At 66.7% G+C, this 13,536-nt stretch carries 12 protein-coding genes; 3 read left to right on the top strand and 9 right to left on the bottom strand.

What is annotated here, in order from left to right; all coding sequences use genetic code 11:
• Nucleotides 1–81: 81 nt before the first annotated feature.
• The 6 genes from WFK36_RS20535 to WFK36_RS20510 form a co-directional block, all read right to left on the bottom strand.
• Nucleotides 82–879 (bottom strand): ABC transporter ATP-binding protein, encoded by a 798-nt coding sequence (locus tag WFK36_RS20535; protein ID WP_336793915.1) that lies wholly within the window; start codon nt 877–879, stop codon nt 82–84.
• On the bottom strand, nt 876–1,907 hold the full coding sequence (locus WFK36_RS20530; protein WP_336793913.1) for a FecCD family ABC transporter permease: 1,032 nt from the start codon (nt 1,905–1,907) through the stop codon (nt 876–878). Before WFK36_RS20530 ends, WFK36_RS20535 begins: the two co-directional genes overlap by 4 nt.
• 14 nt (nt 1,908–1,921) lie before the next feature.
• Nucleotides 1,922–2,983, bottom strand: coding sequence for a FecCD family ABC transporter permease (locus WFK36_RS20525; RefSeq protein ID WP_336793912.1), 1,062 nt, complete (start codon nt 2,981–2,983; stop codon nt 1,922–1,924).
• On the bottom strand, nt 2,980–3,906 hold the full coding sequence (locus WFK36_RS20520) for a siderophore-interacting protein (RefSeq protein ID WP_336793910.1): 927 nt from the start codon (nt 3,904–3,906) through the stop codon (nt 2,980–2,982). The genes WFK36_RS20525 and WFK36_RS20520 overlap by 4 nt, the downstream gene beginning before the upstream one ends.
• Complete coding sequence (locus WFK36_RS20515) at nt 3,903–4,949, bottom strand: ABC transporter substrate-binding protein (protein WP_336793909.1); 1,047 nt, start codon at nt 4,947–4,949, stop codon at nt 3,903–3,905. The genes WFK36_RS20520 and WFK36_RS20515 overlap by 4 nt, the downstream gene beginning before the upstream one ends.
• A 126-nt stretch (nt 4,950–5,075) precedes the next feature.
• Nucleotides 5,076–5,894 carry a helix-turn-helix domain-containing protein gene (locus WFK36_RS20510; RefSeq protein WP_336793908.1) on the bottom strand — a complete coding sequence of 273 codons (819 nt, stop codon included), beginning with the start codon at nt 5,892–5,894 and terminating at the stop codon, nt 5,076–5,078.
• Nucleotides 5,895–6,000: 106 nt separating this feature from the next.
• On the opposite strand from WFK36_RS20510, the gene WFK36_RS20505 reads away from it, so the two are divergent.
• Together WFK36_RS20505 and WFK36_RS20500 are read left to right on the top strand one after the other, a co-directional pair.
• Complete coding sequence (locus WFK36_RS20505; protein WP_336793907.1) at nt 6,001–7,614, top strand: ABC transporter ATP-binding protein; 1,614 nt, start codon at nt 6,001–6,003, stop codon at nt 7,612–7,614.
• Complete coding sequence (locus tag WFK36_RS20500; RefSeq protein WP_336793906.1) at nt 7,611–9,332, top strand: ABC transporter ATP-binding protein; 1,722 nt, start codon at nt 7,611–7,613, stop codon at nt 9,330–9,332. Before WFK36_RS20505 ends, WFK36_RS20500 begins: the two co-directional genes overlap by 4 nt.
• A 16-nt stretch (nt 9,333–9,348) precedes the next feature.
• Here WFK36_RS20500 and WFK36_RS20495 read toward each other — a convergent pair whose 3' ends face one another.
• The 3 genes from WFK36_RS20495 to WFK36_RS20485 all read right to left on the bottom strand — a co-directional run bounded on the left by WFK36_RS20495 (nt 9,349) and on the right by WFK36_RS20485 (nt 12,851).
• Entirely contained in the window at nt 9,349–10,344 is a 996-nt protein-coding gene (locus WFK36_RS20495) for an isopenicillin N synthase family dioxygenase (protein ID WP_336793905.1), read from the bottom strand.
• A gap of 91 nt (nt 10,345–10,435) precedes the next feature.
• Nucleotides 10,436–11,332: a short-chain dehydrogenase/reductase gene (locus WFK36_RS20490; protein WP_336793904.1), complete on the bottom strand. Its 897-nt coding sequence runs from the start codon at nt 11,330–11,332 to the stop codon at nt 10,436–10,438.
• A 28-nt stretch (nt 11,333–11,360) separates the two neighbouring features.
• Nucleotides 11,361–12,851, bottom strand: coding sequence for a flavin-containing monooxygenase (locus tag WFK36_RS20485; RefSeq protein WP_336793903.1), 1,491 nt, complete (start codon nt 12,849–12,851; stop codon nt 11,361–11,363).
• Nucleotides 12,852–12,914: 63 nt separating this feature from the next.
• Between WFK36_RS20485 and WFK36_RS20480 the strand changes: the two genes are divergently transcribed.
• Nucleotides 12,915–13,520: a TetR/AcrR family transcriptional regulator gene (locus WFK36_RS20480; protein ID WP_336793902.1), complete on the top strand. Its 606-nt coding sequence runs from the start codon at nt 12,915–12,917 to the stop codon at nt 13,518–13,520.
• The last annotated feature ends 16 nt before the right edge of the window (nt 13,521–13,536 follow it).

Here is a 13,536-nt window from a genome sequence, read left to right as displayed (position 1 = left end):
GTGTCGGTGTTGCCGTGTGACGTGTCGGATAGCTGGCGTCGGCCAGATCAGTTCCGACTCGACGTGGTTTGCGTGAGCCGCTCAGGCCACGCAGCGTCCGGCGCGGGCGATGACCATGGGAGCGCCGGTCTCGGGATCGGGTTCGACACGGCACCGCAGTCCGTACACCGACTCGACGAGTTCGGCGGTGATGACCTCGGCCGGGTCGCCCGACGCGACCACGCTGCCGTCCTTCATGACGATCAGGTGGTCGGCGTAGCGGGCCGCCTGATTGAGGTCGTGCAGAACCACCACGATGGTCCTGCCGTGATCACTCCGCAGACTGTCGAACAGCTCGAGTAGGCCGTACTGATGAGCGATGTCGAGGAATGTCGTCGGCTCATCGAGCAGTAGGATCGGCGTCTGCTGGGCGAGCACCATCGCCAGCCACACCCGCTGACGCTGTCCGCCGGACAACTCGTCGACGAGACGGTCGGCCAAGTCGGTCGTCGCGGTGGCGTCCAGAGCCTCGGTCACCGCCTTCTCGTCCTCCCTCGACCAACGGTCGAACATCCGTTGGTGCGGATAGCGGCCACGTCCGACGAGATCGGACACGATGATTCCCTCCGGGGCGGTAGACGACTGCGGCAACAGCCCGAGTTCTCTCGCGATGGCTCGGGTCGGGATGGTGCTGATGTCGCGGCCGCTGAGAATCACCGAACCGGCCTTGAGCGGCAGCAGACGAGCCACCGCACGAAGGAGCGTGGACTTGCCGCACGCGTTCGGGCCGATGATCGCGGTGTAGGAGCCCGCGGGGACGGCGAGGTCGACGTCTCGGCACACGGTGGTCCCGTCGTATCCGACCTGCAGTCCGTTTATGCTGATCAGGCTTTCGGTCATCGAGTCCTCCGGTATTGCATGGCGAGCAGCCAGGTCAGGTATGCGCCGCCGAGCGACACGGTGACAACGCCGACCGGGAAGCCGACGCGTTGAGCGATGATGTCCGACACCAGTAGGACCAGCGCGCCGACGAGTGCGGACGGAATCACCTGAAGGCCGCTTCCACGCGTCAGACGTTTTGCGATCTGCGGTGCGGCGAGTGCTACGAAGGCGATCGGGCCCGCGGCAGCGGTGACGAGCGCGGTGAGGCCGACGCCTACGACGATCGCGACTCCTCGCACGGTCTCGACCCGGATGCCCAATGCTCGAGCCGCGTCGTCGCCGATCTCCATCTGGTTCACTGCGCTTGCAATCCGAGCGACGACGATCATCAACACGACGAGTACAGCGGTCATCGGCCACAGTTGTTCATCTCCGAGTCCGTTGAGCGACCCAGAGGCCCAGACCGCGGCGAGCATCGCCGTGTCCACGTCGACGAACATCATGAGTGCCGAGTTGACCGACGACAACATGGCGGCGATGCCTATGCCCATCACGATGAGCCGGAACGGCTGCACGGTGCCGTTGCGGCGAGCCAACACGTACACCGTGGCAGCGGTCAGCAGTCCACCGATCAGTGACCCGATGCCGATGTCGAGGTACGCCGTCGACCCCATCCACAGCATCACGATCACAGCACCCGTATACGAACCCGACGCGAACCCGAGAATGTCCGGCGAACCGAGTGGATTGCGGGTCAACGACTGGAAGACGGCGCCGGAGACCCCGAGTGCGATCCCGCATGCGACGGCGAACAAGACGCGTGGCAGACGCCATTGCACAACGAGCATCTGTGTCTGCGGATCCTCCAGCCCGACCAAAGCGCGGAGGACGGTCAGGGCGTCGAGGTGGTACGTCCCGATGCCGAGGGCAATCAATCCGATGACGACCACCAGAACGACCAGAGCCGACGAGACGGCGGCATATCGCACCGGGATTCGGCCCGACACCGACAGGCGCGTTCGTGGAATCGTCGCGCGGACGGTCATCACCCGAGTGGAGGTCACAGGCCGCTCACCGACTTGCGTCGAGCCAACACGATGAGGACCGGCGCACCGATAACCGCGGTGACCAGGCCGACGCGGAGCTCACCGCTCGGCAGCACGATGCGGCCGATCACGTCGGACAACAGCAGCAGTGCAGGGGACACGACCACTGTGTACGCGAAGATCCATCGCTGGTCGGGTCCGACGAACCAACGGACCACATGGGGAACCATCAGTCCGACGAACGCGATCGGTCCGGCGATCGCGGTGGCCGTTCCGGCGAGGAGCGTGATCGCCACGACGACGGCCGCGCGGAGCAATCCGAGCCGGACTCCGAGCGCGGCGGCGACGTCGTCGCCGAGAGCGAGCGAGTTCAGGCCTCTGGCGGAGGCCAGACCGATCAGCAGGCCGACGACGATGAAGGGCGTGAACTGTGCGACGAGTGTCAGGTCCCGTCCGCCGATGGCTCCGACCTGCCAGTACCTCATCTCGTCGAACGCCTCACGGTACTTCAGGGTGAGCGCGGTGGTCAGGCCGCCGAGGACGGCACTGATCGCGACGCCCGCGAGCAGGAGTTTCACCGGCGTCGCACGGCCTCCGCCGAGTGAACCGAGCACGTACACCGCACCGGTCACCGCGCCCGCGCCGATCAATGCGAACCAGACGTATCCGAGGGGAGCCGCCACCCCGAACAGGCCGACGGCCACGGCCACCGCGAACATCGCACCCGCGTTGACGCCGAGGATGCCGGGGTCGGCGAGAGGGTTCCTGGTGAACGCTTGGATGAGTGCGCCGCACAGTCCGATCGCCGGGCCGACGATCAGCCCGACGACGGTCCGGGGGACCCGAAGCTCCATGATCGTGACGTGCGAGTCGTTCGTGGAGTCGTATGCAGTCAACGCATCGACAATGGTCGACGGTGCGATATCGGCGGCGCCCACGGCGATGCTCGCCACCACTGTCACGAGGAGGATCGCTCCCGCGACGACCAGGCCGACGGTACGGGCGCCGTTGCTGTTCGCCCGACCGCCGGACCCCTGCGATCTCTCTTCAACGTCGGGTTTGACGTCCGTCGTCACAGTCCCGCGGCCTCATACACCCGGAACACCTCGTCGACGATCTCTTCGGTGTCGCGGTCGCTCTCGTAGAGGGCCTGGAGATGAGCATGGACCTCGGGGCCGAGCGCCTCGTAGCGAGCCGTCCACTCTTCGCCGTTGTCGGTCCAGTAGCCGACGACCCGGTAGGAGTCCGCGGCCATCTTGCGTTCGTGCCGAAGGTACTTCCGTGCCTCGCGAGTCAAGCGAGCCTCGGCCGCGACCCACACGAAGGTGGCGTCGTCGATGTCCGTTCGCCGCAGGGCCTGCACAAGACTGCTCGGAGCGTGGCCGTTGCCGCTTCCGCGCAGCCAAGTGTACGACGCGTCGCCGGAGTCGGCTTTCAGCTGGTGCGCCTCGCTCCTGACCTCGGCGATCACGATCGTCTCGACGTCGTGGGATGTCAGTTCGACGATGCGCAGCGCGGCCGGGAGCGCGGGCTCATCGGCGACGAGGATCTGCCGTCGCGCCCATTCCGGCCGGTTGTACATCGGCTGTGGCGGAGTGATTCCGACGGCGAGACCGGGGACCGCCTGTGCGGCCCATGCGGCTGCGACGCCTCCGTCGTGGACTACGAAGTCGATGTCGACTTCGCCGCGGCGATGGGCACGGATCGTATAGGTGCGCATCTCCATGGGCTCGGCGCCGTCGGGGTAATCCCAGCCGCGCGCAGCCACGAACGGCCACACAGGGTCGGGTGCGTCGCCTGGGAAGTAGAGGCGGACGTACTCGTCGCCGACGTCGGCCGTCGGGTAGTCGGCCATGTCGGGTCCCGCGATGGAGACGCGGAGCATTCCGTCGGACACCGTGCGGACGGCACTCACCTCACCGACGTGGATTCGAGGTTCGTAGTCGTCTGGGAGTCCGGAGTAGTACTCGCGGATCGCACTGGAGTCGTTGCTGCTCATGACGCGGGAATCACGACGGGCCGGCCTGCTGCGGCGCTGGCGAGATCGGTCACGAAACCCTTGTCGATGGCCCACGGAATGCTCAACGGCGACGGCCCGTTCGTGGCCATGCCCATCTGCTCGCTCTCGATCAGGAGGTGATGCCCGCTCGCGATGGGCTGCCAACGTGAGAACGCAGCATTGGCGAGCGTGTCTCCGGTCTCCTGCTTCGAACTCGACCAGCCGACGAACATGTCGGTCTTCACGGTCCCGAGCTTCTCCAGGCTGAGCGCGCCATAGAAGGCGTCGTCACCGATCTTCCCGAGGGCTTTCGCAAGGTCGGGGCTGTCGACGAGACCGAACTCACGCAGGAACGCCACACGCGGGTCGCCGGAGACGTAGATGCCGAGTTCGGTGCTTCCGGGCGACAGGGTGAGGCCGTAGAGGAACGTTCGCCCCCTGAGTCCGGGGTTGGCCTCGACCGATGCGGTGATCCGCTGCTGTGTGGAGGCGATGACCTGCTGCGCGCGTTCCTGCTCGCCGAGCGACTTTCCGACGAGCGTCGTCAGGTCCTTCCAGGTGCCCGAGGTCCACGGCTTCTTGGCGTAGGCGACGGTGGGTGCGATCTGGCTCAGACGCTTGTACTGGACTTCGGTGATGCCCGAGTGCGGAGCGAGGATCAGGTCGGGGCGCAACTCCAGGATCTTCTCGAAGTCGGGCTCTTCGCCTTCCTTGAAAACCGCGGGCATGTCGGCCTTGAGCACGTTGGTGACCTGATCGCGGAACCAGGGAGTGAAGCCCTCGTCGTCGCCGCCCCATGAGGCGTCGATGCCGACGGGTGCGACGCCGAGACTTGCGACCACGTCGTGGGTGATCCAGCCGATCGTGACGACGCGCGTGGGCTTCGCGGGGATCGTCGTGGTCCCGTAGACGTGGTCGATCGAGACGGGGAAACCGGGGCCTGCCGCTATCGGACCGTCGGAGGAGGAACTCCCGCACGCAGCGGCGAGGAGTACGACGATCAGGGAGACGGCGAGCAGCGTGACGTGCCGCAGGAACCTCATGGGACTCACTTTCGGGGAGGAAGATAGGGCAGGGTGTCCTATCCTCGTTGTCCTCAGGCTACGGTCGGTCGCTGTCGCTCAACGGACACACTTCGTCGTCCCCGCGACAGTGAGGGCGCTTGGAGCTCAGCCGACGCGCGACGGCAGGAATGCGGTCGGCGGTTGGTTGAGGATGCGGTGGAAGGCGGCGGTGAAGGCGCTGTTGGTTCCGTAGCCGACCCGCTTGGCGACCAGTCCTACTGCCATCCCCTCGCCGAGGAGATTGACCGCGCGGGACATCCTCGCGCAGGTGCGCCATTGAGTGAAGGTCATTCCGGTCTCGGTTCGGAAAGCCCGAGCAATCGTGCGTGAGCTCTGGGATGTCAGATACGCCCAGTCGTCGATGGACCGGTCGTCCGCCGGGTCCGCGACGATGCTGCGTGCGATCTCCTCGATTCGTGCATCGCGGGGGATCGGCAGGTCTATGGCGGGGCGCGACTCCTCGGTGATCAGTTCCATGCACACCTGTTGCGCTCGCAGTCGGTGATCGCGCGGCATCGGCGACCAGGCGAGGAATGTGAGCAGTTCGCGGAGCGCGGCGTTCACGACCACTGGCCTGATGGGGCCTGCTTCGCGTGTCCACGCGTCGGGCACGATGTACACCGCGGCCATGGTGCTCGCCGGGTCTCGGCTCACCGAGTGCTCAACGCCCGCGGACACCCAGAGGCCCTGACCCGTGGCGAGGCTCCAGCGACGGTCGCCGACGTCGACGTGGCCGCTCCCCCGTTCGGGCCAGAAGACGACGTGTTCGGGGTGTGAATGGGGCTCGTCGGAGCAGCCGTCCTGATCGTCGATGTACGCGCACCCGAGGAAACGTGTCGTGAGCAGGTAACCCGGTGGGACCACTTCGGAGTGGACATGGCCGGGGGAGTCCGCACGAGCGGGGAGGGCCAGGAGCGCTGTCATCGGACCTCCTTCAGGTCAGCGAAGGCTCACCTTACTACATGATGTCCGAACGGCGACAACATGTGTCCACCGATTCGGACGCCGAGTCCATAACGTCGAGATCGTTATGAGCGAACCCGTCATGAACGAACCCACCACAGTCCGAGACATCCTGCGCGTCGGCCTGCTCAGTGACCGCCGCGGTTGGCGGTTGTCGGCGAGCTCGATCGGCTTCATGACCCATCAAGCCTGCGAAGCCGCCGTCCCCGTGTTGATCGGCCTGGTCATCGATCGGGCAATCGCAACCGGAGACGGTTCGGCGCTTCTGCGCTGGCTGCTGATCCTCGGTGCAGTGTTCGTCGTCCTCTCGGTGAGCTATCAGGCCGCCAACCAGGGCATGGTCCGCACGTACAGCCATGGAGAACACGATCTTCGGCAGCTCACCGCGGCCCGTGTCCTGCATCCTCGGGGGCTTGCGTCCCGACGTCGGACCGGAGACGTGCTCACGGTCACCACCAGCGACACGTACCGGGTCGCCGGGGTCGCATGGAGCATTGCGGAACAGAGCGCGACTCTGGCCGCCGTGGTCGTCGCGAGCGGTGTCCTGCTCACGATCTCGATACCGTTGGGCCTCGGCGTGTTCCTCGGGGCAGGCCTCGTCCTTTGGCTGATGCAGTCGTTGGCGCGACCTCTCGAACGTCTCGGGATGCGGGAGCAGACCTCGGTCGCGGCGGCCAGCGAAGTCGCTGCCGACACTTTCGCGGGAATCCGCACGATCCAGGGGCTCGGCGCAGAGATCGAGTCGGTCCGGCGGTACCGGGCGGCCAGTGCTGCATCTCGTCGAGGTGCGGTCGCGTCCGGGCGGTCGTTGCTCACTTACCAGTCGGTGAGCACTGCGGTGTCGATTCTCTACTTGGCGATCCTCACAGGGGCGGCCGGCGTGATGGCATCGAACGGGACCATCACGATCGGGCAGCTCATCACTGTCGTCGGCCTCGCTCAGTTCCTTCAAGGCTCGCTCCAGCACATCGGAACGTTCGGAGCCAACTGGGCGCACAAGAGGGCGTCCGCCAAACGGCTGCACGCGTTGGTGGTCGACGAGTATGCGCTGCCGGACGGCGTGACGGTGCCGGCCGAGCGGACTCGGACGCTGCTCGTGTGGGTGCCTCGGACGGGACCGGAACTGCGCGTCGAGGAGGGTCGGATGACGGGCGTCCGCGTCACGTCATCCCAGCAGGCGCGCGATCTGAGTGCGCGGCTCAGCTACCGGACGCCGATCCCCAGGGGCGAGCTGACTGCTCGTGGCGTCGACGCCGTTGATCTCGGCCCTGACGTCTACGCATCGCTCGTCCTGGCGCCTCCACACGACGCGATGGTCTTCAGTGGCAGCCTCGGCGACAACATCGGAGGGAGCGGGCCGATCGATGACGACCTCGTCGCAGCCTGCGCTCTCGACGACGTTGTGGGTTTGATCGGTCTCGACGCCCCCGTGGGCGAAGCCGGCCGCCGCTTGTCCGGCGGGCAGCGTCAACGTCTCACCCTGGCGCGTGCACTGCACTCCGATGCCGACGTCGTCGTCCTCGACGAGCCGACCACTGCACTCGATCCGGTCACCGAACAGCACGTCGCGAACGGGCTGCGTCGCTCGGGTCGGACGGTCGTGGTGATCACGTCGAGCAGGGCGCTGCTCGACGCCTGTGACCACGTTGTGGATGCTGCGGTCGTGGAGGTCGTCCGATGAGCGCCGTTCTCCCGGTCGCCGGCCCACGTGAGGTTGGATCGGCGGCGGTGCGCCTGCTGTCGCCCCAGCGAAAGGCATTGGCGGCGACGGCCCTTCTCCTGGTGGCGGGTTCCGCTGCGGCTTTGGCGGTCCCGCCGCTGCTCGGCGTCGTCGTCGACGCTGTGGCCGACGGTCATGGCCTTGCACGTGTGTGGTGGGCGTGCGCGGGACTGCTGCTGTCCGGGGTGGTCGCGGCCGCTCTCAGTTGGTCCGGCGGATTGATGCTCATCCGCTGCCTGCAGCGGTCGCTGGCCGAGTTGCGTGAGGAGGCGTTCGCGCGGGCCGTGGTGTCCGACCTCGGATCGCTCGAAGCCGCGGGAAGCTCGGACGCCGTGTCGAGAGTGACGACGGACGTCGAGTCGGTGACCGAAGCGGTGACCGGCGTCGTGCCGCGCATGCTCGGTGCGGCGCTCACGATCGGACTCACCGGGGTGGGACTCGTCGCGTTGGATCCATGGCTCGCACTGGCCGCGCTGCCTGCGATTCCAGTGCAACTGCTTGCCACGTGGATATTCCTTCGTCGTTCGCGTCCCCTGTACACCCGGCTACGAGTGGAGGAGGCGGTCCAGGGGCAGTCGATCATCGAATCAGTCCGCGGAGTCGAGACGGTGCGTGCACATCGGCTTCAGGACGGTCGGCTCGCGGGTGTCGCCGCAGCCAGCCACGCGACGATCGAGACGCAGTGCGACGCGTCGCGTGCGCGGAACCGATTCAACGGAGGATTGAACATCGCGGAGTACATCGCTCTCGCCGGTGTGCTCGCCGTCGGCTTCCATCAGGTGTCGGCCGGGGCCCTGACGATCGGAGCGGTCACCGCAGGCGCGTTGTTCATCCATCGTCTCTTCGGTCCAGTCGGCGGCCTGCTCGGCGGAGTCGACGAACTCCAGCGTGCGCTCGCCGGGTTGGAAAGGATCGTCGGGCTCGTCGACTCCGACCTCGGCGGCAGATCGGGCGGGCAGGAGATCAACGACTCGTCGGTGAGCCTGAAAGGCGTGTCGTTCACGTACCGCGCCGGTGCGCACACGGCGGTCAGCGACGTCGACATGGTCGTGCCGTCGGGTGCGACCGCAGTGCTGGTCGGGGCCTCCGGCTCAGGGAAGTCGACAACGGCGCGTCTGATCGCAGGTCTCGCCGAACCGTCGTCCGGCGTCGTCCAGGTCGGCGGTGTGCCTGCTGACCGTGCCACGTCGAACGGCCGACCCGCCGTGCTGTTGGTGACTCAGGAGACGCATGCGTTCACCGGAACGGTCGCCGACAATCTGCGGCTCGCCGCTCCGGGCGCGCAGGACGATCACCTCGTGGCGGCTGCCGAAGCGGTCGGCGTCGAACACGCGTCGGAGGTGCTCGACCAACAGTTGTCCGACGCCGCGGTGACCGACGACGCTCTGGTACAGCGTCTTGCGCTGGCTCGGGTTCTGCTCGCCGACCCGCCGGTGGTGGTGCTCGACGAGGCGACGGCCCAGGACGGCGGCACCGGGCTGCTCGACGCCGCACTCGCTCGAGTGACCGCGGGGCGGACAGCGATCGTCGTGGCCCACCGACTGTCGCAGGCGGTCGACGCCGACGTCGTCGCAGTCTTCGACGAGGGGCGGCTGACGGAGTCGGGTACCGCTGACGAACTGAGGCAGCGCGACGCCGGTGCGTTCGCACAACTCTGGAAGGCGTGGAGCAGGGTGTGAGCCTCGGCGGCCGAAGTCAGCCGATCAAGTCGGCGTGGTGCTGTCGCGCGACATCGGGATGCGCGCGCAGGCGTGCTTTGAGCATGTTCTCGCCGAAGGTGCCCGAGATCACGTTGTCGGGGTCCGTCGTCACCCCCGATGCCTGTGCGGCGAGTTCCTCTGGCAGGGTGATCTGCGGCATCGCCGATGACAGTGCGGGGTTGAAGAAGAACGGGACCGACAGCCGTTCGCTCCCCAGCGGGGGCGATTCGACGCGGTGCATGGTGGCCTTCAGGTAGCCGTCGGTCGCGTACTCCATCAGTTCCCCGATGTTGACGACGAAGGCGTCGTCGACCGGAGGCGCGTCGATCCACTGGCCGTTGTGCTCCACCTGCAGGCCGCCCTTGCCAGGCTCCACCAGCAACAGCGTCAACACACCCGGGTCCTTGTGCGCGCCGACGCCCTGCCGGTCCTGAGAATTGTCCCGTCCCGGGTAGCGGACCACCTTCAGCAGCGTCGACGGGCGTTCGGCGAAAGCCTCGTCGAACACGTCGGCTGCGGCTCCCAGGCTCACCGCCCACTCGCGCATCAGGGTCAGTCCCAGCGCCGAGCATCGTCGTTGCCAGTCGGTGACAACGTCGCGGAATGCGGGAAGCGCGGACGGCCACAGATTGGGGCCGTCGAGGCGAAGGTACGCGGGGTCGTCTCCGAGTTGCTGATACTCGGCGGCCACGTCGATCTGCTCGCGCCAGTCGATCGCGCCCTGCGTGTACTCGCCGCCGAATCGGGTGTATCCGCGAAACTGCGGACTCCGGAGCATCTCCACGCTGAACTTGTCCGCCTCGGGCAACGCGAAGAAGTCCCGCGCAGTGGCGAAGAGTCGATTCCGTGTTGCCGCGTCGATTCCGTGGCCGACGAGGTAGAAGAATCCGTACTCGTGTGTCGCAGTGCGCAAGGAGTCTTGGAAGGTGACCCGATCGCTGTCGAGCAAGGCCATGTCGACGATCGGAAGAGTGGCGTGTGCGTGGGTCATCGGTTCTCCTGCAGGCGTTGCATCGCTCAATTGCGAGCCTAGCGCGGATGTCTGCGAGTACCTCGAACAGGCGCGGCGCCGCCTCAGGCGGTTATCGCGTCGAAGTGGATTCGGTAGCTGCGTCGGTGTCCAGCGTCGAATCGGTGCGATCGCCCGCGGACCGGGCGTTGAACGCCAGGACCATGTCGATCACGCTGCGGTTGCGGGCGGCCGCCGCGTCGACGATCGGATTGAGCAGTCCGCGCAAGGCGCTATAGGGCGCCCAGCGGCGCGGTGCGATGGTGCGTGCCGCCCGCTTCTCGATGCCGCGCACGGTCGCCTCGCCGGCTTCGGCGGGGGAGATGCGGTTGGTGAGGAAGCTCGGCAGCATCTCCTGGACGCTGTTCGCGATCGGGTCCTGGTCGAATCCGACCTTGACCATCTCGGTGTCGATGAACCCGTAGTAGACGACGCCGGCGGTGGCGCCATACGGCGCGAGCTCGACTGACAGGGCACGTCCGAGCTGCTCGACGCCTGCCTTGGCGACGGCGTACGGCGACACCCCGACTCCATTCATGAACGCGTACACAGACGACGTCAGAAGAACGTGCCCGCGGCGCTCGGTGATGAACGGCAGTGCGCCGATCACGGTGTTGTAGACGCCGGTGAGGTTGACCTCGATGACTCGGTCGAACTCGCGTGGGTCCATTCCGGCGACGGTCGCACCCCGCGGGGCGATGCCGGCGTTGGCGACCACGACGTCGATGCCGCCGAGCTGCCCGGCGATGGTTTCGAACGTGTGCTGCAGACCGTCGCGGTCGGTGACGTCGACCGCGAAGCCGATCGCCGAGCCGCCGAGTTCGGCGACGGCTCTGTCCACGTCGTCCTGTCGAAGGTCGATCACAGCGACCTTGGCGCCTCGGGCAGCAGCCGCGGCAGCCGTCCCGCGGCCGATGCCGCGTGCAGCACCGGTGATCACGACAGTCTTGTCGGCGAGGTCGAACGTCATGATGGAGGAACTCCTGTGTCGGGTCGGGTCAGTTCGTGAACGTGTAGTGGGCGAGGGGGAACCGTCGGCTCTGCCACGCCGATTCGAGTGTCGTCGCCGCGCGGAACGGGACGTCGCCCTGTTTGGTGAAGTAGTAGCTGTTGGCGCTCGAGCAGGTGGGGTCGGTGAAGACCTGCAGGTGGCCGCGGGCGAGGATCGAGTCCATGTACTGCTCTTGAGCGTCCGGCGTCACTTCGGCGACTGTGGCCTCCCGACGCCGTGCCTCCTCGAGCACCCGCACGACGTGCGCCGCGCTGTTCTCGACGAGGGTGAAGAACGACGCCCCGTTGTACCCGTACGGACCGAAGATGGTGAAGAAGTTCGGGAAACCGGCCGTCGACACGCCCTGGTAGGAGTGAAAACGATTGTCCTCCCAGTGGGACGCGAGATCATTCCCGTCGTGCGAGGTCAGCGCGTACGTCGGCAAAGCGTCGCGGTCGGTCACCTTGAACCCTGTCGCGAGGATCAGCACGTCCAGTGCGTGCTCGTCTCCTGCGGCTGTACGCACGCCGTTCGGGGTGATCCGCTCGATCGAGTTGGTTTCGAGCGTGACGTCGTCGCGGTTGAACGTGCTCAGGTATGAGTTGTGGAAGCTCGGCCGTTTGCAGCCGAGCGCGTACGACGGCGTCAGTTTCCGCCGGATCTCCGGATCGTTCACCTGGGTGTTGACGTACTGCCGAGCGGCGGTCTCGAGCAGACCCGTAGCCGGGATCCATCCGTGGAAGTGGGCGAGGACCGGGAAGGTCGCCTCGACGAAGGTCTGGCTCGCAAGCCGTGCGAGTCGGCCGACTCCGGGGACTGCGCCGAGCGCCGCTCGGCCCGGGCGACCGATCGGGAAGTCGGGTTTCGGCAGGCACCAGATCGGCGTCCGCTGAAACACCGTCAGGGCAGATGTCAGCGGCGCGATCTCGGGGATCACCTGGACAGCGGTCGCTCCGGTGCCGATCACGCCGACACGTTTGCCGGTGAGGTCGACGTCGTGATCCCAGCGGCTGGTGTGCATCGTGTGCCCGGCGAAGGTGTCGATGCCGTCGATGTCCGGCAGTTTCGGCTGGCTCAGGGGACCGCCCGCGTGGATGAGCCACGAGCACGTGATCGGTCCTCGGCTGGTCTCGATTCGCCATGTCCGGTCGTCGCCGTCGAACGCCGCGGACTGCACCCGAGTGTTGAACTGGAGATGTCCGCCGAGGGAGTAGTCCCGAACGATCTGGCTCGCGTAGTCGCGCAGTTCGCTGCCGGGCGCGTAGCTGCGTGACCACGTCGAGCGCTGGGCGAAGGAGAACTGGTAACTGAACGACGGAATGTCGACCGCCACACCGGGATAGGTGTTCCACTGCCACGTCCCACCGGGACCGGCAGCGTCGTCGATGACGAGGATGTCATTGAAGCCCGCCTCCTTCAGCGCAATCGTGGTCCCGAGTCCGGAGAAGCCCGCACCGACGATGACGATCTCGTAGTGCGCGGGAGAGGGGTCGGCCATCAGCAGCTCATTTCAGATACGGTGAGTATTCGAATACGGACTGTATCTCGTTAGGATGGGAGGGTGCAACGACTCACCCGTGCAGATGCTCAACTGCGGACGAGGAGACTGATCGTCGAATCGGCCACCGACCTGTTCCTTCGTGACGGCTTCGATGCGACGTCGTTGGAGGCGGTCGCGGCCCACGCCGGGTTCACTCGCGGTGCGGTGTACTCGAATTTCGCAGGCAAGGTCGCTCTCGGATCCGCCGTCATCGACGCACTGTACGAACGGGAGGTCGACCGCGTGCTCGCGCTCGCGGAGTCGGCCGACGGCGACGGCCTCTCCGCTGTGATCAACGCGCTCGACGTGTGGGCTCGAACCGTGGTCGGCGACCGAGCGTGGTTCCGACTCGAGATGGCGGTCGTGGCCGCCAGCCCGCACGACGGTCAGCTCATGGCCGCGACGGCGGCACGCTACACGCGGATCCGTGAAGCGACGGAGACACTCGTGGCCCGGTTGGAGTCCGTCCACGGACTCGATCTGCCCATCGACTCCGAGACCCTCGCCGTCGGCCTGTTCAGCCTCATCCTCGGGCTCGGAATGCTCCGGGCCGCCGACCCCTCGGTCTCGACCGACGTCGCCGCGTCGATCATCGGGATTCTGATGGGGTCGGGTCGGGAGGGATGACCTTCGTCGGGTCCCG

The organism is Gordonia malaquae (assembly GCF_037148075.1).
In the GTDB taxonomy this organism is placed as follows: Bacteria; Actinomycetota; Actinomycetes; order Mycobacteriales; family Mycobacteriaceae; genus Gordonia; species Gordonia malaquae.
This window is presented reverse-complemented; position numbering and strand designations above follow the sequence as displayed.